This is a genomic window from Aureimonas glaciei (assembly GCF_014643375.1).
GTDB lineage: Bacteria > Pseudomonadota > Alphaproteobacteria > Rhizobiales > Rhizobiaceae > Plantimonas > Plantimonas glaciei.
This window is the reverse complement of record NZ_BMJJ01000003.1, coordinates 146,169-165,286: the sequence shown is the minus strand read 5'-3', so window position 1 is coordinate 165,286 and position 19,118 is coordinate 146,169. Positions and strand designations below refer to the sequence as shown.

At 65.8% G+C, this 19,118-nt stretch carries 21 protein-coding genes; 13 read left to right on the top strand and 8 right to left on the bottom strand.

Translation table 11 applies throughout. The features are described 5' to 3' along the window. The first annotated feature begins 392 nt into the window (after positions 1–392). Positions 393–1,460: a DUF262 domain-containing protein gene (locus IEX88_RS07510; protein WP_210319247.1), complete on the top strand. Its 1,068-nt coding sequence runs from the start codon at positions 393–395 to the stop codon at positions 1,458–1,460. A 153-nt stretch (positions 1,461–1,613) separates the two neighbouring features. Then, positions 1,614–2,381 carry a hypothetical protein gene (locus IEX88_RS07505; RefSeq protein ID WP_188849977.1) on the top strand — a complete coding sequence of 256 codons (768 nt, stop codon included), beginning with the start codon at positions 1,614–1,616 and terminating at the stop codon, positions 2,379–2,381. Between the two features lie 316 nt (positions 2,382–2,697). On the opposite strand, the gene IEX88_RS07500 is transcribed toward IEX88_RS07505, so the two are convergent. Next, entirely contained in the window at positions 2,698–3,807 is a 1,110-nt protein-coding gene (locus tag IEX88_RS07500) for an alkene reductase (protein WP_188849976.1), read from the bottom strand. 320 nt (positions 3,808–4,127) lie between these two features. Here IEX88_RS07500 and IEX88_RS07495 point away from each other — a divergent pair, with 320 nt between their 5' ends. The 3 genes from IEX88_RS07495 to IEX88_RS07485 are packed head-to-tail and all read left to right on the top strand — an operon-like array spanning position 4,128 to position 6,131. Next, positions 4,128–4,964 carry a 23S rRNA (adenine(2030)-N(6))-methyltransferase RlmJ gene (locus tag IEX88_RS07495; RefSeq protein ID WP_188849975.1) on the top strand — a complete coding sequence of 279 codons (837 nt, stop codon included), beginning with the start codon at positions 4,128–4,130 and terminating at the stop codon, positions 4,962–4,964. Positions 4,965–5,020: 56 nt separating this feature from the next. Further along, positions 5,021–5,476 (top strand): hypothetical protein, encoded by a 456-nt coding sequence (locus IEX88_RS07490; protein WP_188849974.1) that lies wholly within the window; start codon positions 5,021–5,023, stop codon positions 5,474–5,476. A 58-nt stretch (positions 5,477–5,534) separates the two neighbouring features. Continuing rightward, positions 5,535–6,131 (top strand): glutathione S-transferase family protein, encoded by a 597-nt coding sequence (locus IEX88_RS07485; protein WP_188849973.1) that lies wholly within the window; start codon positions 5,535–5,537, stop codon positions 6,129–6,131. A 994-nt stretch (positions 6,132–7,125) separates the two neighbouring features. Here IEX88_RS07485 and IEX88_RS07480 read toward each other — a convergent pair. Further along, entirely contained in the window at positions 7,126–7,788 is a 663-nt protein-coding gene (locus tag IEX88_RS07480) for an outer membrane protein (protein ID WP_188849972.1), read from the bottom strand. Between the two features lie 517 nt (positions 7,789–8,305). Here IEX88_RS07480 and uvrC point away from each other — a divergent pair. The 4 genes from uvrC (at position 8,306) to IEX88_RS07460 (ending at position 11,892) form a co-directional block, all read left to right on the top strand. Beyond that, on the top strand, positions 8,306–10,381 hold the full coding sequence (uvrC, locus tag IEX88_RS07475) for an excinuclease ABC subunit UvrC (protein ID WP_188850314.1): 2,076 nt from the start codon (positions 8,306–8,308) through the stop codon (positions 10,379–10,381). A gap of 99 nt (positions 10,382–10,480) precedes the next feature. Next, on the top strand, positions 10,481–11,062 hold the full coding sequence (gene pgsA, locus IEX88_RS07470) for a CDP-diacylglycerol--glycerol-3-phosphate 3-phosphatidyltransferase (protein ID WP_188849971.1): 582 nt from the start codon (positions 10,481–10,483) through the stop codon (positions 11,060–11,062). 102 nt (positions 11,063–11,164) lie between these two features. Beyond that, entirely contained in the window at positions 11,165–11,416 is a 252-nt protein-coding gene (gene moaD / locus IEX88_RS07465; protein WP_188849970.1) for a molybdopterin converting factor subunit 1, read from the top strand. A gap of 2 nt (positions 11,417–11,418) precedes the next feature. Then, a complete protein-coding gene (locus IEX88_RS07460) occupies positions 11,419–11,892 on the top strand; it encodes a molybdenum cofactor biosynthesis protein MoaE (RefSeq protein ID WP_188849969.1) in 474 nt (157 codons plus the stop codon). Here IEX88_RS07460 and IEX88_RS07455 read toward each other — a convergent pair. The 3 genes from IEX88_RS07455 to IEX88_RS07445 all read right to left on the bottom strand — a co-directional run bounded on the left by IEX88_RS07455 (position 11,862) and on the right by IEX88_RS07445 (position 14,150). Beyond that, positions 11,862–12,614: a P-loop NTPase family protein gene (locus tag IEX88_RS07455; protein ID WP_188849968.1), complete on the bottom strand. Its 753-nt coding sequence runs from the start codon at positions 12,612–12,614 to the stop codon at positions 11,862–11,864. The two genes, IEX88_RS07460 and IEX88_RS07455, sit on opposite strands and share 31 nt — an antisense overlap. A 300-nt stretch (positions 12,615–12,914) precedes the next feature. Continuing rightward, entirely contained in the window at positions 12,915–13,337 is a 423-nt protein-coding gene (gene ndk, locus IEX88_RS07450) for a nucleoside-diphosphate kinase (protein ID WP_188849967.1), read from the bottom strand. 117 nt (positions 13,338–13,454) lie between these two features. Next, positions 13,455–14,150: a glutathione S-transferase family protein gene (locus tag IEX88_RS07445; RefSeq protein ID WP_188849966.1), complete on the bottom strand. Its 696-nt coding sequence runs from the start codon at positions 14,148–14,150 to the stop codon at positions 13,455–13,457. A 127-nt stretch (positions 14,151–14,277) separates the two neighbouring features. Between IEX88_RS07445 and IEX88_RS07440 the strand changes: the two genes are divergently transcribed. Then, positions 14,278–14,790 carry a DinB family protein gene (locus IEX88_RS07440; protein ID WP_188849965.1) on the top strand — a complete coding sequence of 171 codons (513 nt, stop codon included), beginning with the start codon at positions 14,278–14,280 and terminating at the stop codon, positions 14,788–14,790. Positions 14,791–14,830: 40 nt separating this feature from the next. Here IEX88_RS07440 and IEX88_RS07435 read toward each other — a convergent pair whose 3' ends face one another. Further along, positions 14,831–15,433: a TetR/AcrR family transcriptional regulator gene (locus IEX88_RS07435; protein WP_505625250.1), complete on the bottom strand. Its 603-nt coding sequence runs from the start codon at positions 15,431–15,433 to the stop codon at positions 14,831–14,833. Between the two features lie 165 nt (positions 15,434–15,598). Between IEX88_RS07435 and IEX88_RS07430 the strand changes: the two genes are divergently transcribed. Then, entirely contained in the window at positions 15,599–15,997 is a 399-nt protein-coding gene (locus tag IEX88_RS07430; RefSeq protein ID WP_188849963.1) for a RidA family protein, read from the top strand. A gap of 100 nt (positions 15,998–16,097) precedes the next feature. On the opposite strand, the gene vapC is transcribed toward IEX88_RS07430, so the two are convergent. Then, positions 16,098–16,487 carry a type II toxin-antitoxin system VapC family toxin gene (gene vapC / locus IEX88_RS07425; RefSeq protein ID WP_188849962.1) on the bottom strand — a complete coding sequence of 130 codons (390 nt, stop codon included), beginning with the start codon at positions 16,485–16,487 and terminating at the stop codon, positions 16,098–16,100. Further along, positions 16,484–16,702, bottom strand: coding sequence for a type II toxin-antitoxin system VapB family antitoxin (locus tag IEX88_RS07420; RefSeq protein WP_188849961.1), 219 nt, complete (start codon positions 16,700–16,702; stop codon positions 16,484–16,486). The genes vapC and IEX88_RS07420 overlap by 4 nt, the downstream gene beginning before the upstream one ends. A gap of 103 nt (positions 16,703–16,805) precedes the next feature. Here IEX88_RS07420 and IEX88_RS07415 point away from each other — a divergent pair, with 103 nt between their 5' ends. After that, positions 16,806–18,689, top strand: coding sequence for an ABC-F family ATP-binding cassette domain-containing protein (locus IEX88_RS07415; protein WP_188849960.1), 1,884 nt, complete (start codon positions 16,806–16,808; stop codon positions 18,687–18,689). Between the two features lie 173 nt (positions 18,690–18,862). After that, positions 18,863–19,006, top strand: a complete 144-nt coding sequence (locus IEX88_RS07410; protein WP_188849959.1) for a hypothetical protein — start codon at positions 18,863–18,865, stop codon at positions 19,004–19,006. Positions 19,007–19,118 lie beyond the last annotated feature (112 nt).

Here is a 19,118-nt window from a genome sequence, read left to right as displayed (position 1 = left end):
GGGCGAGAGCCGCAGTCCGGCAAGAGGGACCGCGACGTTGGCCTGGCCCCTCACCCTGAGCCTGTCGAAGGGCGCGGGGCCACGCACGGCGCGCGACCGTGGTGCCGACCCCTCGTGCTTCGACAGGCTCAGCATGAGGGGTGAGGCGGTGGCGGAGACAATGCAAAAGACGCGGCTACGGGCCGGAAGCGGACTAGCGGCTCCGAAGCATTAGTCCGCTGAAGCTGCCTGTCGGCTCTCCAATAATGTGCCGGTCCTGGCAGTGCGCACACAGTACGTGTTCAAGCTCCACCGTCTCCCTCCCATAATAGGTGATCCTAGGTGATGCATGATCACCCAAAGAAAGGTAAAACGCGTCAACCGCTAGTGGGTAAAAAGAGGGATGACGCCGCGTGCTGCCAGCCGAAATGTTGATTTCGAGTTTCCGTGAAGCGCAATCGAAGCTGGTTGTACAAACTGCCGACTTGCCCTTAGCTACGCTCGCGCAGATGGTTGAAGACAATGCAATCGATCTGCAACCAGGTTTCCAACGGCGTGAGCGATGGTCGCCAGACAAGCAGTCGGCGTTGATCGAGTCATTCCTACTGAACGTTCCGGTCCCGCCGGTCTATCTGGCCGAAGACATGTCCGGAACGTATACCGCCATTGATGGAAAACAACGTCTTCGTGCGATTTCCGATTTCGTGTTCGGTCGATTAGCGCTTCGCAATCTGGATCGGCTTACTGAAGCTCAAGGCTTGAAATTCGACGACTTGCCTTCAGAAATTGCGAACTCGCTTCGGCTTCGTCCGTATCTCCGGGTAGTCACACTACTTAAGCAGACGGATCCCTTACTAAAGTATGAGGTATTTCTGCGGCTTAACCGTGGAGGGGAGTCTCTTAATGCCCAGGAAATTCGTAATGTTGCATTTAGAGGCCCCGTCAATGATAAAATTTATGTACTTTCGGAAAATGCTTTCTTGCGTCAGCAACTAAAAATTGAGAACGACAGATCCGCCGCATATCGCGAGATGAGCGATGCAGAGTACGTTCTTCGTTTTTTAACTCTCTCCGAGAAAATTGCCACATTTAGTGGAAGCCTTGTGCGGGAAATGGATGAATACATGCGGCGTCATCAGCTTGATAGCGGACAAGCGGTCGAGAATCTCGCGATATCTTTCAATAAGGCATTAGATCGGTGTCAGGCAATTTGGGGGGAAAACGCTTTTCACCGGCCAGAGGGCCAAGGCTGGCGGGATCAAACTCTCGCGGGCTTGTACGACGCGCAAATGATTGCTTCGTCTCAAATAACACAGCAGGTAGCCGACAGAGCTATCAACCGCCAGGCAGATGTTCAGAACGAAACCCGCGCGCTATTCAACGACGCGGAGTTTGACAAATCGGTTCGTACTGGCACCAACACACCGGCACGCATTCGCTATCGCGTGAACCGTATGAAAGAGATGCTTGAGGCTATTTAGCCATGGCGCAATTCCGGCAGGAGTTTTTCCGTACATTAGAGCAGATGTTAAAAGTGAGCGCGGAGCCCCTTTTACAGGACCGGCTTCCGCTGACGGATCCTGCCAACCTAAGTGCGCGTGCTTCGACTCGGACTTGCGGTGTCGGCGTTCGCGATGCTCGAGAAGTACGTCGCAGCAGTGTTTGATCATCTCGTGGAGGAGGATGTAAGCGCCGCCCTCCTTAGCTTTTCTGCGATGCCGGATACCATCCGGGATTTCATCTTAGTGGATGCGACGATCGGCATGAATAACCGCCTTTCGTTTCTCAGGGGTTCATCTGATAGACTCAATTACGTTGCGGGCAAACTCGAACTGGTGGTGAAATACAAGGACGCCTCGCCGTTCTACACCGCCCTTGGTTTCAGCCCGAAGGGCTCAAACGTCAGTCACGAAGACATCAAAAAGGCTTTCAGAACGTTCGGCGTCATTGATGCCTGGGGTAAGATGAATACTCTCGCCGCGGCTTTGGGCGGGGCCGCCCTCAGCCTAGAAGAAAACTACAAGAACTTGGCAAGCGCACGGCACAAGGCGGCTCATGATCCAATATCGAGTATCCCAGTTGCCGATCTTCAATCCAACATCCGTTCTGCCATTGTGATAGGTATTTGTTGTGACGTGATGGCGAAGAACGCGGGCTCTGCCATTCGAATATGTCGACACAAAAAGAACCTTGAGACCGATGTCGCGGCATATGCCCGCGCCATGCGCTTCCTCGACGAGCAGCAGAACAGCTCGTGGCTGGAGCGTCCCTCGGTGGGAAGTAGAGGAACTAAGGCTTATCCCGACCGTGCTACCGGCATAGCCGGTGCGCGGGCACGAGTCGCGAAGCCATTCGTCATAGTTCGCGACAAAACGGGGCAGCCAATAGAGTTGGCCGGATAGGTCCACCCCTACATTATGTTCGAACTGATCAATGCACGAACTTAGAGCGTAATTAGCGTCGTCAGCTCACAATGGACGCGCGCGTTTGGACCATTTTATCGGTCCTCCTGCTCGGCTGAATCGCAGCTTCAGAAATAGCCCAGAAAGCTGTCCAAGGGCTGTGATGGGCGCGGAGATGCCATTTGGCGAAGATCATCCCCATGAATGAAGACCCCCAACCGAGGCGACCTGAACCGCTTTGCTGACACAGGCTCTTCCAAAAACAAAAAGGGCCGGAGCACTCCGCTCCGACCCTCCTGACACCTCTTCGAAACGCTTACGCCGCCGCGTAGCGCAACCTCTCCTCCGGCGTCAGCGCCGGATAGTCCGTGTACCCCTTCTCGTCCCCGCCGTAATACGTCGCCTCGTCGCCCTCGGCGAGCGGTGCGCCGAGTTCGAGGCGGGCCACGAGGTCGGGGTTCGAGATGAAGGGGCGGCCGATGCAGACGAGGTCGACGAGGTTCTGCTCGACGCGCTCGATGGCGAGCTCGCGGGTGTAGTTGTTGTTGCCCATGTAGACGCCGCCGAACACGTCCTTCAGCGTCCAGACCTTGAAGGCGTTGGGGTCGCGGTCGCCGCGCGTGGCGCCCTCGATGGCGTGGAGATACATCAGGCCGCGCTTCGAGAGTTCCTTGGTGTAGGCGGTGAACGTCTCCTTCGGGTGGCTGTCGACGATGTCGTTGGCGGCCGAGACCGGCGAGATGCGGATGCCAGTGCGATCGGCCCCCCAGACCGCGACGACGGCGTCGACGACTTCCAGCGGAAAGCGCATGCGGTTCTCGACCGAGCCGCCATACTCGTCGGTGCGGGTGTTGGTGTGGTCGGAGAGGAACTGGTCGAGCAGGTAGCCATTGGCCGAATGGATCTCGACGCCGTCAAAGCCCGCGCGCTTGGCGCATTCGGCGGCATGGACGTAGTCGGCGACGACGCGCGGCAGCTCGGATTTTTCGAGCGCGCGGGGGGTGACGTTGTCCTTGAAGCCGGCTTCCGTGAACGCCTTGCCCTTCGGCAGGATGGCGGAGGGGGCGACGGGCAGCGCGCCGCCGGGCTGGAGGTCGGGATGCGAGATGCGGCCGACATGCCAGAGCTGGATGACGATCTTGCCGCCTTCTTCGTGCACGGCGTCGGTCACCTTCTTCCAGCCGGCGACCTGCTCGTCGGTGAAGATGCCGGGCGTCCAGGCATAGCCGCGGCCCTCGGGCGAAATGTTCGTCGCCTCGGTGATGATGAGGCCGGCGCTGGCGCGCTGGCGGTAATATTCGACGTGGCGGTCGAGGAGGTTGCCCTCGGAGGTGGCGCGGCTGCGCGTCAGCGGCGCCATGACGATGCGGTTGGAGAGCGTGATGGGGCCGAGCGTGAAGGGCTCGAAGAGTTTCGGCGTCGCCATGGGGAAGTCCTCTAGAGATGGTTGGCAGCACGGGGCCGCCGGTCTGTCAGGGTGAGCGACAACTCGGGTTGCACCGCACAAAGGTCAAGGGCGTGGACGCAGTGTTCGTGATATCGTAACGCGGGACCATCGCTGCGCCGGACCCGCGGACCGGGGCGGGCGTGCCGGAATTTTCGGCGCCTCGACGCCTCACGAGCGCCCCGCCTTTCGGCTAAGCGCATGGCGTCCAACCCGTATCGAGGCCGGCCGGCATTGCGTCCAACCCCTACCGCGGCCGACCGGCAATCCGGCCGACGGGCCGTCCGACCCAGGAGATTTGCTTGAACTACCGCCACGCCTTCCACGCCGGCAATTTCGCCGATGTCGTCAAGCACGTGCTCCTGGTGATGATCGTCGAGCACCTCAAGGGCAAGGACAAGGCGTTTAGGGTGTTCGACACCCATGCCGGCCGCGGCCGCTACGATCTCGGCGCCGAGGAGGCGCGGCGCACCGGCGAGGCGGCGGAGGGCCTTTTGCAGCTGCTCGGCTCGCCCGCGGCGATGGCGCCGGAGCTGCAGACCTATCTCGGCGTCGTCACCGCGGAGGGAAAATCGGTCTACCCCGGCTCGCCGCTGATCGTCCGGCGCCTCCTGCGCAAGCAGGACCGGCTGTCCGCCTACGAGCTCCATCCCGAAGACGCCAAGGCGCTGTCGGCCCTCTTTGCCGGCGACGTGCAGGTGAAGGCGATCGCGCTCGACGGCTGGCTGGCGCTCGGCGCGCATCTGCCGCCGAAGGAAAAGCGCGGCCTCGTGCTCATCGACCCGCCCTTCGAGCAGCCGGACGAGATCGACCGCATCGTCGAGGGCGTCACGGCCGCGCACCGGCGCTGGGCCGGCGGCACCTACGCCATCTGGTATCCGATCAAGCGGCGGGCCGAGCGGGCGCGCCTCTTTACCGGGCTGAAGGCGAGCGGCATCCCCAAAATCGTCGCCGCCGAGCTGTTTCGCGAGCCTTTTGCCGCCGAGGACCGGCTGGTCGGCTCGGGCCTCGTGGTGATCAACCCGCCCTTCACCTTCGAGGCCGAGGCGACGCGGGTCATGGCAATTCTGAAACAGGTCCTCGGCAAAGGGAGCGGGGCTTTCTCGGAGGTGGTTGCGATCTCCGGCGAGCGCCCGTAAACCGGTGTAAAGCAAGCCGAGCGGCTCCGCGCCGCCTTGCGTGAAGGACACCAGCCATGCGCCATCGCCTCCTCAGCTTCGCCATCGCCCTCGGCCTTTCCGGCGCCGCGGTCTCGGCGGCCACGGCCGCCGACTTCTACGGCGCCGAGCCGCAGGCCCCCATGTCCGCCAGCGCGCTCGTTCCCGCCTGCAACGATCCGAAAGTTCTGGCCGAGGTCGAGGACCAGTTCGAATACGGCGCCGTCAACATGCTGAAGACCGGCGTCGTCATCGACGAGTTCAGCGGCCTGATGGAGAAGGCGTTCTTTCCCCAGACCGAGGACAGCCCGATCGAGCGGCGCTACTGCCAGGGCGAGGCGCTGATCTCCGACGGCCACCGCCGCACGCTCTACTACACCGTCTCCCATCCCCTCGGCTTCGCCTCGCTCGGCTGGAAGGCCGAGGGCTGCGTGCTCGGCCTCGACAAGTGGCTGATCTACGGCGCCAACTGCCAGTCGCTGCGCCGCTTCTGATCCCTCCCGGTCGGCGCGCTTGCGCCGCCCCCTCCCCGCCTCCAGCGAAAGCAGCAGCATGCGGCTCTTTTCCTCGCCCGCCTCGCCCTTCGTCGCGAAGGTCCGGATGGCCGCGCAGCACGTCGGCATCCCGCTCGAGACGGTGGCGACCGATGCCGGCGCCGAGCCGGCCGAGCTTCTCGCGGCCAACCCGCTCGGCAAGATCCCGGCGCTCATCCTCGACGACGGCGCCGTCGTCTTCGACAGCAAGGTGATCTGCGATCTCCTCGACCGCCGCAGCGGCCACAAGCTGGTGCCGCAGGACGAGGCCGGCTGGCTACGCACCAAGCGCATGGAGGTGACGGCCGACGGCGTCGGCGATGCGATGATTTTAACGCTCTACGAGGGCCGCTACCGGCCGGAGGAGAAGCGCCACCAGCCCTGGGTCGACAAGCAGATGCGCAAGGCCTTTCGCGGCCTCGACGTCCTCGAGGCGGAGATCGACACGCTCGGGCCCGACCTCACCACCGCGCATTTCGCCGTCGCCGGCGTGCTCGGCTGGCTGGACCTCCGCTTCAAGGGCCAGTGGGAAACCGGCCGCCCGCGCCTCGTCGCCTGGGTCGAGCGCTTCGCCGACGCGTTTCCGGCCTATCGCGAGCTGAAGCCGCGGGCCTGAGGGTCTTCGGTCTCATCGGCTCCAGGCGGGTGCCTGGCTGGGCAACGTCGACCCTGCGCCGCCCTTCGTCCCCTCGTCATCCCGGCCCTGAGCCGGGATCCATTCCAAATCGTTGAAAAACTTAGAGCGAACCGCCCTTTGCCGTCCTGACCCGGACTGCTCCCGACTCGCCGAGGCATGGATCCGGCTCAAGGCCGGGATGACGACGCTGGCGGGCGTGGGTGCGCGCGAGGATGACGAAGCTGGTGTGCCGCGCGCTTGTTCGCCAGGCGCAAACCCCTGAAATTTGTCATTGTCGGGCTTGACCCGACAACCCATGCCGAAGCGTTGCCGCCGCCGCTTCGGGTCAGGATGCCGCTGTGAGCAAAGCGGTTCCTGCCGCCGGAGTGCTGGTTTTGGACCTCTCGGCATGAATTCTCGGGTCAAGCCCGAGAATGACTATTTCAAAGAGGGGGGCGCCCTGGAATAACGCGGGGATGACGAAAGTGACGGGGCCGCGGGCTTGTTCGCTAGGCGCAAACCCCTGAGCTTAGTCATTGTCGGGCTTGACCCGACAACCCATGCCGAGGCGTTGCCGCCGCCGCTTCGGGTCAGGATACCGATGTGCGCGAAGCGGTTCCTGCCACCGGAGTGCTGGTTTTGGACCTCTCGGCATGGATTCTCGGGTCAAGCCCGAGAATGACTATTTCAAAGAGGGGGCGCCCTGGAATAACGCGGGGATGACGAAAGTGACGGGGCCGCGCGCTGTTCGTCAGGCGCAAACCCCTGCGCTTAGTCATTGTCGGGCTTGACCCGACAACCCATGCCGAAGCGTTGCCACCGCCGCTTCGGGTCAGGATACCGTTGTGCACGAAGCGGTCCCTGCCACCAGAGTGCTGGTTTGAGCGTCTCGGCATGAGTTCTCGGGTCAAGCCCGAGAATGACGATGATCCAAGGGAGAGCGCCCTGGAATGTCGCCCCGAGGGCACCCGATATGCTTCATCCAGAGCGTGATCTAGAACTTCAGCGCCAGGCCCGCGCGGACGGAATGCTCGTCGAAGCCGGACGAGGTCGTGGTGGTGCCGAGATCGTAGGTTTCGGCGCCGAAGTCGGAATAGCGGTATTCGAGCCGCGAAGTGACATTCGGCGTCACCTGCGCCTCGACGCCGGCGCCGAGGGTATAGCCGACATGGGTGTTGTCGTCGCTGGCGCCGTTCGACGTGAGTTCCTTGTTGGCCAGAGCGACGCCGCCGGTGGCGAAGAACAGGAAAGGGTCGTAGGCGACGCCGACGCGTCCGCGCAGCGAGCCGAAGGCGTTGGAATCGGCCGAGATCGAGGCGCCCGTCGAAGCGTCGAAACCGCCGGCATCGAGGCCGGAAGCGCCGAGATCGGCTTCGACACCGTAGACGACCTGGCCGCTCTGCAGGTTGAAGCCGCCATAGATGCCGCCGACGACGCCCTCGCCGTCGAAATCGGCGCCGTTCGACTGGTCGAACTCGGAGGCGGAATAGCCGACGAAACCGCCGGCATAGGGGCCGGACCAGATGTGGATCGGCGCACTGGCGGCCGGCAGCGTGTCGGGCGCGGCGATGTCGGCCGAGAGCGCCGGGCCGGCGGCAGCGAAAGCCATGCCGGCCATCAGCGTGGACACCGCCAGGAACTGTCGAAACGACCGCATGCTCGATCCCTTCACCCGCTTGCCGCCTGTCGCCGTCCGCCCTCGCCCAAAGGCAAGGCGGCGCGGGACGACCCGCCGCTGTCATGACGCTAGCACGAAACCGTTGCCGGTTCCTCGTCAACTTCCCTCGATATGGCGACGTTCCCGCGCCTTCGCCATGGCCGCCGAAAAATTGGGATCGCGCCGTCGCGTCGTCGCGTCGTCGTCCGCCTGTCCTTGGAACGGTTGAGGCCGACGGTGAAGACGTCTTCGATCGTCTCGAGATTGGCTTAGGCGCCGTCGTTGCAGGCCGTCATGCGGCAGGAAGGGCCGTAGCGGCCGAGACCGGCGGGGAGGTCGAGCCCGTCGACCGCCCTTGCTGCAAATTCGCCGCCGAAGATGCATATAGGGATCGGCGAGCGATTCTCCCGCCGATTGCGCCCGAGGGGCGTTTCGCCGGGGCCGGCCGTTCGGCGTCGCCGTGGCCGAACCGACAAACAGCGAGCATGATGCCGGCGCCAGGGCCGGCGAGGACGTGATGACCGCCAGCATCGACCCGACCGAGACAGACGACTCCCTCGACGACGCCCTCCTCGACGACGATTTCGAGGGCGCGTCCGACGACGTCCCGCTCCTGCCGGCGACGACCGCCGCCCTGATCGCCGCGATCCGCTGGGACGACGCGGGAACCTCGGCCGAGCATGTCGGGCTCGTCGGCGCGGAGCTCATCGCCGCCTTCGTCAAGCGCCTGCCGAACGGGCCCGGCGTCTACCGCATGTTCGGCAAGGACGAGGAGGTCCTCTATGTCGGCAAGGCGCGCTCGCTGAAAAAGCGGGTGACGAGCTACACGAGGCTCGGCGGCCACACCAACCGCATCGCGCGGATGATCGCCAAGACGCGGCACATGGAATTCGTGACGACGCGCACGGAGACCGAGGCGCTGCTGCTCGAGGCGAACCTCATCAAGCGCCTGCGCCCGCGCTTCAACGTCTTGATGCGCGACGACAAGTCGTTTCCCTATATCGTCGTCAGCGGCGATCACGAAGCGCCGGCGATCATGAAGCACCGCGGCGCGCGGTCGCGAAAGGGGCAGTATTTCGGCCCCTTCGCCTCGGCCGGCGCGGTCGGGCGGACGATCAACGCGCTGCAGCGCGCCTTCCTCCTGCGCACCTGCACCGATTCCGTCTATGAGAGCCGGACGCGGCCGTGCCTCCTGCACCAGATCAAGCGCTGCTCGGCGCCCTGCACCGGCGAGATCTCGATCCCGGACTATGAGGGGCTCGTCTCCGAGGCGACGGGCTTTCTCTCGGGCAAGTCGAGCCAGATCAAGCAGGGCATGTCGCGGGCCATGCAGGAGGCCTCCGACGATCTCGATTTCGAGCGCGCCGCGATCTACCGCGACCGGCTGGCGGCGCTGAGCGCCATCCAGAGCCATCAGGGCATCAATCCGCAGAACACGGAAGAAGCGGACGTCTTCGCCATCCACCAGGAGGGCGGGCTGACCTGCATCCAGGTGTTCTTCTTCCGCACGCGGCAGAACTGGGGCAACCGCGCCTATTTCCCGCGCGCCGATTCCACGCTGGAACCGCAGGAAGTGCTCGGGGCGTTCCTCGCGCAGTTCTATGACGACAAGCCGGCGCCGCGACTGATCCTCCTGCCGATCGCGCTGGAAGACCAGGCGCTTCTCGGCGAGGCGCTGACGATCAAGTCGGCGCGCCGCGTGCGCATCCTGGTGCCGGCGCGCGGCGAGAAGAAGGACCTCGTCGACCACGCCGCCGCCAATGCGCGCGAGGCGCTCGGCCGGCAGCTGGCGGAAACCTCGTCGCAGGGCCGGCTCCTGAAGGGCCTCGCGGAGACCTTCGGCCTGCCGCATCCCCCGAGGAGGATCGAGATCTACGACAATTCGCACATCATGGGCACGGCCGCGGTCGGCGCCATGGTCGTCGCCGGGCCGCAGGGTTTTGTCAAAAACCAGTACCGCAAGTTCAACATCAAGGGCACCGACATCACGCCGGGCGACGATTTCGGCATGATGCGCGAGGTGATGACGCGGCGCTTCTCCCGGCTGAAGAAGGAGCATGCGGAGGGACCGCAGGCGGCGGCCGTCGATCCCGATATGGATGCAGCGGATGCCGGGGCGGACGCGGCCGACATGCCGGCCTGGCCCGATCTCGTCCTCGTCGACGGCGGCAAGGGCCAGATCTCGGCGGTGCGGGCCATCCTGGAAGACCTTGGCATCGCCGACAAGGTGACGACGATCGGCATCGCCAAGGGCGTCGACCGCGATGCCGGGCGCGAGCGCTTCATCGTCGAGGGCCGCGGCAGTTTTTCGCTGCCGCCGCGCGACCCCGTGCTCTACTTCGTGCAGCGGCTGCGCGACGAGGCGCACCGGTTTGCCATCGGCACGCATCGGGCGAAGCGCAAGAAGGAGCTGGTGCGCAACCCGCTCGACGAGATCGCCGGCATCGGCACCGCGCGCAAGCGCGCGCTGCTGCACCATTTCGGCACGGCCAAGCAGGTGTCGCGCGCTGCCCTCGGCGATCTCCTGAAGGTCGACGGCATTTCGGAGGGCATCGCCAAGCTCGTCTACGACCATTTCCACGAGCGCGGTTGACCCCTCGTCACCCCCGCACAACCCGATTCATCGGTTGACGCGGAAGGCCGGCCCCTGTTCAAGAGGGCCAGCCGCCCCCAGTATCGGACCGGATTTTCCATGGCCTCCAAGGCGCTCAGCCTTCCCAATCTCCTGACCTATGCCCGCATCGTCGCGGTGCCGCTCGTCGTGGTCTGCTTTTTCTGGGGCGACGGTTTCGTCGCGAGCGACAATGCCCGCTGGTGGGCGCTCGGCATTTTCGTCGTGGCCAGCGTCACCGACTTCTTCGACGGCTATCTCGCGCGGGCCTGGCAGCAGACCTCGACCATCGGCCGCATGCTCGATCCGATCGCCGACAAGCTGCTGGTCGCCGCCTGCCTTCTCCTGCTGGCCGCGTCCAGCACGATCGCAGGCTGGTCGCTGTGGGCGGCGATCGTCATCCTGTGCCGGGAGATCCTGGTCTCGGGCTTGCGGGAATACCTCGCCGAGTTGAAGGTCAGCGTTCCCGTGACGCAGCTCGCCAAGTGGAAGACGACCCTGCAGATGGTGGCGGTGGGCTTTCTCCTGGCCGGGCCCGCCGGCGACAAGATCCTGCCCTACACGACCGAAGCCGGCATCGGGCTGCTGTGGATTTCTGCCGTCATCACGCTCTATACCGGCTACGATTATTTTCGCGCCGGGCTGCGGCATATCCCGGACTGAAGGACGATCGCCGTCGGCCCCGTCACGCCGTGCCTCGGTGGCACTGGATGGGCGAGCGGCAATCGCCATCTCTTTCCCAAGGGAATCCGAAGGGTTACGCCGATGAAACTGGTCTATTTCGCCTGGGTGCGCGAGCGCATCGGCACCGATCACGAAGAGGTCGAGTTGCCCACCGGCGTCGTCACGGTCAGCGATCTCCTGCACTGGCTGAAGGGCCGCGGCGAGAACTATGCCCACGCGCTGCAAGCGCCCGAAGTGATCCGCGTCGCCATCGACCAGGAACATGTCAGCCATTCCGAGCCGATCGCCGGGGCGAGCGAGATCGCGCTGTTCCCGCCGATGACCGGCGGCTGAGCATGAGCATCGACCCTTCCGTCGCCATCCAGGCGGGGCGCATCGACCTCGCGGCCGAGATCGCCGCGATCGAGACCGAGGGCGCTTTCGGCGCGATGGGCGGGCTCGTCACCTTTTCCGGCTACTGCCGCGACGAGGGCGGCCGGCTGAAGGCGCTGGAGCTCGAGCACTATCCCGGCATGGCCGAGCGGGAACTGGCCAAGGTGGCGGGGCTCGCCGCCGAACGCTGGCCGCTGCTCGCCTGCCGTGCCGTCCACCGGCACGGGCTGATCCTGCCCGGCGAGGAGATCGTCTTCGTCGGCTGCGCCTCGGCGCACCGCACCGCCGCCTTCGAGGCCGCGTCGTTTCTCATGGATTTCCTGAAGACCCGCGCGCCGTTCTGGAAGCGCGAGCATCTCGTCGACGGCACTATCGGCGGGTGGGTCGAGGCAAAAGCCAGCGACGATCAGGCCGCGGCGCGCTGGGAAGCTTCCTGAAGCCTCGGATCGGGCGCGAGGATCGCCCGGAAGGCGTTCAGCTCCTCGGTCCAGTTGCGGGCGAATTCCGGCGTCTGGTAGCGCAGGATGCCGAGTTCCACGGCCATCGCGGCGGCATCTTCCTGTGCGCGAGCAAGGCCCGGCGCCTGCGCGTCGGTCAGGGTGAAGATGGTGCCGCCGTATAGGAAGGGCGCCTCGAAGGCGGCGCGCTGGGCGAGGCCCGTCGGCAGGCGCTCGGTGGTCCGCCGCGCCAGCTTCTCCTCCACGGCACGGGCGATGCGGCTCGGGATCTGCGCGACGGCGGTGGCGACGAAGGCCTGCCGCTTGCCGGGAAATTTCGCGGTCTGCGCGGCGAGGAAGATGTCGGTGGCGGCGGCCGCGTACGAGGATAGCGGCGAGAGGCGCAGCGGCACCAGCACGGTTTCGGCCAGGCGCGCGCCCTTGCGCAGCATTTCGGGATTGGAGCCCGCGTCGATCAGCACCAATGCATGGCGGTCGCGGCCGTTGCGCACCACGTCGTCGAGCTGGTCCGCCGCCTCGCAGCGTACGACCTCGATGCCGGCCGGCCTTCCCGCCTTCTTGGCCCAGGTGACGAGATCCCAGTCCTTGGCGGCGTCGATGAGCAGCACCGGCATGTCGGCGGCCGCGGCCACGCTCGCCAGCGTCAGGGCCAGCGTCGAGCAGCCGGCGCTCTTCACGGAACCGATTGATATAACAGACATGTTCCCCTCTCCCGGGCACAGGAATTCGCTTGTCGGAAGGAGCGGTGGCGAAGGCAGGCGGGCCATGGGTCATCCTCTACGCACACCGGCTGCCGCGACGCGCCGCCGGTGTCGACCGCAGGGGCCGTCAGGACGGTTCGACAGCGATGCCGGATGCGATCCGAACGTGGTGTGCGCCGACTATGGAAGCGGAAGATGGAACGAGGCTTGCGGCCGGGCCGGAAACGGCCGCCGACGGCAACGAAAAAGGGCCCGGCGGGATGACCGCCGGGCCCTTGCATCATCTTGAAATAGAAGGATTCAGCCGACGATTTCGGTCTGCGAGAACCAGTAGGCGATCTCTTCCTTGGCGGTCTCGGCGGCGTCGGAGCCGTGCACCGAGTTCTCGCCGATCGACAGCGCGTGCGCCTTGCGGATCGTGCCTTCGGCGGCGTCCTTGGGGTTGGTCGCGCCCATCAGCTCGCGGTTGCGGGCGATGGCGTTCTCGCCTTCCAGCACCTGGACGATGGTCGGGCCGGCCGACATCGACTCGACCAGCTCGCCGAAGAAGGGACGCTCCTTGTGGACGGCGTAGAAGCCTTCGGCCTGGCGCTGGCTCATCCAGACGCGCTTGGAAGCGACGACGCGCAGGCCGCCTTCTTCGAGGATCTTGGTGATCGCGCCGGTGAGGTTGCGACGCGTCGCGTCGGGCTTGATCATGGAGAAAGTGCGTTCGACGGCCATGCGTGTGGTCCTTGGGTTTGGATCGGAAGGGGTTGGCGCTCCTATAGCCGCGCCCGCCCCGGGCGGCAAGCCGCCGCGATCACGCCGCCGCGCGGCGGCGGGACCGGGCGCCCGGCGTCAGGCTGCCGCCGAGACCTTGCGGCCCTCGCCGCCGTGGAGATCGAGACAGCGCTCGAACCAGGCGGCGACGGGATCCTTGGCCTCCAGAACCTGCCAAGGCGTAACGACGCGCAGCCACTGGAAGGCGCCGAAGACGATGTAGTCGGCAAACAACGGCGTGTCGCCGCCGAGAAAGGCCTGCTTCTCCAGGAGCGAGCGCAAGGGGTTCAGCTTCTTGCCGAACTCCTCGAGCCGCGCCTCGTCGCCGACGACGACCTCCTCGAGGGGCTTGCCGAAGACCTTTTCGCGGGTCTGGCGGAAATAGACCCGGTCCGGCTCGGCCAGGCTGTCGTGGATGGAGACGAGGGCGCGCGAGGTCGAGACGAAGGGGTGGATGGTGCGCTGCGTCCAGCTCTCGACGAAGCGCGACAGCGCCCGGCCGCCCTCGCCGCCGAACAGCGTCGGCCGGTCGGGATAGGCGGCGTCGAGATATTCGGCGATGGCGAAGGAGTCGGCGACGCGGTGGTCGCCGTCGCGGATCACCGGCACGATGGTGGCGAAACCGTCCTCGACCGTCGGCACCTCGGTGAAGGGAACCGGCACCGTGGCGAAGCCGAGGCCCTTGTGCGCGAGCGCCATGCGCGCCTTCCAGCAGTGCGGCGAGAACGGCCGGGCGGCGTCGGCGCCGACGAGTTCGTAAAGAAGGATGCTCATGGCTCGATCCCTTGGTTGACGTCGGCCCTTGATGGCATTGGGGCCCGGTTGAATTCCGGCCACGAATATGCCCGAAATCACGCCGTCATACCGCGGTGGCCGCCCTTTTCCCACAGGACCCGAACCCATGTTCCACGACATCTGCCGCATGTTCGCCCGCTACAACGGCTGGGCCAACGACCGGGTCTACGCCGCCGCGGCGGAACTCTCGCCGCACAAATTCACGGAGGATCGCGGCGTCTTCTTCGGCTCGATGATGGGCACGCTGAACCACCTCCTCGTCACCGACCGCATCTGGCTGCGCCGCTTCACCGGCGAAGGCCCCTCCCCGACGGCGCTGGACGTCATCCTGCACAAGGATCTTCCCACCCTGCGCGCCGAGCGCGCGAAGGAGGACGCGCGGCTTCTCGCCTATGTCGACGGGCTGAGCGAAGCCGCGCTGGTGAAGACCTTCAGCTACCAGCCGATCACCACGCCGCGCATCATCACCCAGAAACTCGGCCCGACGCTCAGCCACCTCTTCAACCACCAGACCCACCACCGCGGCCAGGCGCACGCGATCCTCACCGGCTTCCACCGCGACGCGCCGAGCCTCGACCTGGTGCTGTTTCAGCGCGAGACGGGGGTGGGGCTGGAGTAAGGGGCGCGGCCCGCGCGGCAGGCGTGACGGGAACGGCGCCTCAGGCGTTCGGCCGCTCCGCCAGAAGGCCTGCTGCCATGAGCCGGAAGACCTCGATCGCCCTCGGCAGGGCCGCGTGCGGCGCGTCGCTGGCGGCCACCCAGAGCGCCGCGTTCATCGCCGCGCCGCTGAGAAGCCGCGCGGCCGCCTCGACGTCCACCGGCCTGACGACGCCGTCGGCGATCAGGCCCGCGACCGCTTCGCGCGTCATCTCCAGGCAGGCGTTCTGGCTCGGCCACGTCGAGGGGTCGCCGAGAAAGGCCGGCCCGTCGAGCAGCACGATCCGGCGCACTTCCGGCTCGAGCGCCATGCCGATATAGGCCGCGCCCTCGGCCAGAAGGCCCTCCCAGGCGCTCGGCGCGGCCGCACCGGCCTCGTGCGCCCGCGCCGCCATCTCGCCGTCGACCTCTGCGACCACGGCGGCCAGCAGGCCCGTCTTGTCACCGAAATTGTGGTAGAGCGCGCCGCGCGTCAGCCCGGCCTCCGCCGTCAGCTCGTCCATCGACGCCGCGGCAAAGCCCTTGGCGGCGAAGGCGCGGCGTGCCGCCGAGAGCAATCGCCCGCGGTTTTCCTCCCTTGTCTCGCTGCGCCGTCGTGGTGCCAAACGCCCTCTCCCTTTCACATACACGCCGCATGTCATTTGACATACGCTCCGTATTCTGTAGTTTCACATGCATTCCGTATATCACATCGCGGAACGCCACGAAGCCCCCGCCGGCCCGAAAGCGCCAGAGGGCCCGGCCCAACACGCAGCGCAAAGGATCGTCCCATGTCGACACGCGACGCCGTTTTCCCGCCGAACCGCCACGCCCTCTACGAGGCCCATGGCTACTCCCCCGCGATCCGCTCGGGTGATTTACTGTTCGTCTCCGGCCAGGTCGGCAGCCGTCCGGACGGCTCGCCGGAGCCCGATTTTGCCCAGCAGGTCCAGCTGGCCTTCGCCAGCCTGGAAGCCATCCTGGTGGCCGCCGGCGGCAGCTTCGACGACGTCGTCGACGTGACGACGTTCCATACCGACCCGGAGAACCAGTTCCCCACCGTCATGGCGGCCAAGGGTGGCGCCTTCCCGCAGGCGCCCTACCCGGCCTGGACGGCGATCGGCGTCACCTGGCTTTCCGGCTTCGATTTCGAGATCAAGGTCGTCGCGCGTATTCCCGCAAAGGGCTGAACGCTCGGGCGGGGCGGACTTCTCCGAGGGAATGGCCGGCTGCCCGCCAGCGGGCCGCCGCTCCAACCGGACCGGGTTCCGCCAGGCGCAGACCGATGGCTCAGTATCGATTGAGCCCCAGCGCTGCTTCCATGGCCCAAAACTCGCGGTCGTTGTGCAAAAGCTTCACCTCATACCGGATGCACCAGCTGGCGATGATGACGTCGATCGTCCCGCGAACCGTGATCCCCCGTTGTCGCAAAGCACGATAATTGGCTGCTGCGAGGTGGGCCATGTCTGTTCCGCAGAGCGGTTCGTTTCGGCAATCCGCCATGATCTGAGCAACGCGCCGACGCTGAGCATCGATACGGATGCCCTGGAGAACTTCCACGAGGATGAGGTCGCCGACGATGAGGAGGCCATGGCGCAAACCGTCTGCGACCTCGTCAGCAAGGGCGGAGTCGGCACCACGGAAATGCTCGATCCACGCCGAGGTATCGCAAAGGATCATCCGTCACGTCTCAGCGCATCAAGATCGCCCTCCCACTCGATCTGCCCCCTCAGAGCCAGCAGATCGCGCTGTGCCTTCGCATAGCCTGCCTCGACCTTTCTGGTTCGCACGAACAGGTCGAGGGCAGCGGAGACGGTTTCCCGCTTGGTGGAGAATCCCCCGGCCGTCATCGCGGCCTGCATCAGGGCGTCATCGATTTCGATATTGGTTCGCATGGGTCAACACCCCTCTATGTGTAGATTATCGAATATTATACACATTCCTCCGTCCCCCAACAACGCCCTTCCCCGCCGCCCGCCGGCGTGGCAAAAGCCTGTCATGCTGCAGATCACAGACCTTTCCGCGCGCGTCGCCGGACGCCTCCTCATCGACCATGCGACGCTGACGCTGCCGGCCGGCACCAAGGCAGGCCTCGTCGGGCGCAATGGCGCGGGCAAGTCGACGCTGTTCCGGGTGATCACGGGGGATCTCGCCTCCGAGAGCGGGTCCGTGTCGTTCCCGAAGAACACCCGCATCGGCCAGGTCGCGCAGGAAGCGCCGGGGACGGAAGAGTCGCTGCTCGAAATCGTGCTGAAGGCGGACGAGGAGCGGTTGGCGCTCATGGCCGAGGCCGAGACGGCGAGCGATCCCTCGCGCATCGCCGACATCCAGATCCGCCTCACCGACATCGAGGCGCATTCGGCCGAGGCGCGGGCGGCGGCGATCCTGTCCGGCCTCGGCTTCAATGCTGCGGCGCAGGCGCGCCCGGCCTCCAGCTTTTCCGGCGGCTGGCGCATGCGCGTCGCGCTCGGCGCCGTGCTGTTCTCGCGCCCCGACCTCCTCCTCCTCGACGAGCCGACGAACTATCTCGACCTCGAAGGCACGCTGTGGCTGGAGAACTTCGTCGCGCGCTATCCCTACACCGTCATCATCATCAGCCATGACCGCGACGTCCTCAACAACGCGGTCAACGCCATCGTCCATCTCGACCAGAAGAAGCTCGTCTTCTACCGCGGCTCCTACGACCAGTTCGAGCGCCAGCGCGCCGAGAAGATGGAGCACCTCCAGAAGGCCAAGGTGAAGCAGGACGCCGAGCGCAAGCACATGGAGGCCTTCGTCGAGCGTTTTCGCGCCAAGGCGACCAAGGCCAAGCAGGCGCAGAGCCGGCTGAAGGCGCTGGAGCGGATGAAGCCGCTGGCCTCGGTGATCGAGGAAGGCGTCGTGCCCTTCTCCTTCGAGCCGCCGGAAAAGCGCCCGGCCTCGCCGATCATCAAGATGGAAAAGGTGTCGGTCGGCTATGGCGACGCCAAGCCGATCCTTTCCAACCTGACGCTCAGGATCGACACCGACGACCGAATCGCTTTGCTCGGCGCCAACGGCAACGGCAAGTCGACCTTCGCCAAGCTGCTCGCCGAACGGCTGACCGCGCAGTCGGGCGAGGTGACGCGGGCGCCGGGGCTGAAGATCGCCTTCTTCGCCCAGCACCAGATCGACGACCTCCGGCCCGCCGAGAGCGCCGTCCAGCACGTCCGCCGGCTGATGCCCGACGCGCCGGAGGCGAAGGTCCGCGGCCGCGTCGCCAAGATGGGGCTCGCCACGCAGAAGATGGACACGCCCGCCGACGACCTCTCCGGCGGCGAGAAGGCGCGCCTCTTGATGGGTCTCGCCACCTTCGACGCGCCGAACCTCCTCATCCTCGACGAGCCGACGAACCATCTCGACATCGACTCGCGCGAGGCCCTGGTGCGGGCGCTGAACGATTTTCCGGGCGCCGTGATCCTGATCAGCCATGACCGCCACATGGTCGAGGCGACGGTCGACCGTCTCTGGATCGTCGGCGAAGGCACGGTGAAGCGCTACGAGGGCGATCTCGACGAGTACAAGCAGCTGATCCTCGCCGCCCACCGCGGCGGCGAGGGCAAGGGCGCAGCCGACGACAGCAAGACCACCAAGGTCGACCAGCGCCGCGACGCGGCTGCCAAGCGCGAGACGCTGGCGCCGCTGCGCCGCGAAATCAAGGCGCTGGAGGCGAAGATGCAGAAGCTCCAGACGGCGATCGGCGATCTCGACGAAAAGCTCGCCGACGTCGCGCTCTACACGCGCGATCCCGCGACGGCGAGCGACTACGCCAAGAAGCGCGCCGACGCCGTGAAGAGCCTCGGCGCCATCGAGGAGGAATGGCTCGCCCGCTCCGAGGAACACGACGGCGCCATGGCGGAGTAAGCCGGCGTTAGTCCTTGCATGATCTCCGAAAGCCGCAAGCCACCTTTCGGGATCACGTCCTGATGCGATCACGGCCCCGCTCTACCCGTCACTCCCTCCCCGTCACCCCCGCATCACCCTCATGGTGAGCCTGTCGAACCACGAGGGTCGGCACATCGCCGAAGCAGCCGCTCATGGCCGCCGCCTTCGACAAGATCAGGGGTAAGGGCCAGAGACGAAGAAGCAGCATCGACGCTGCTTCTTCTCCCCTCCGGGGAGAAGTGGCCGGCAGGCCGATGAGGGGCGCCGAAGGCGGCGACGGCATCGGCTATCTCTGAAAAGGCCGCCGGCTTCGTCGCCCCTCATCCCGCTGCCGCGACCTTCTCCCCGTTGGGGAGAAGAAGCAGCGTCGGCGCAGCGCCCCACGGTCGGCGCCCGGTTCGCCCTCCC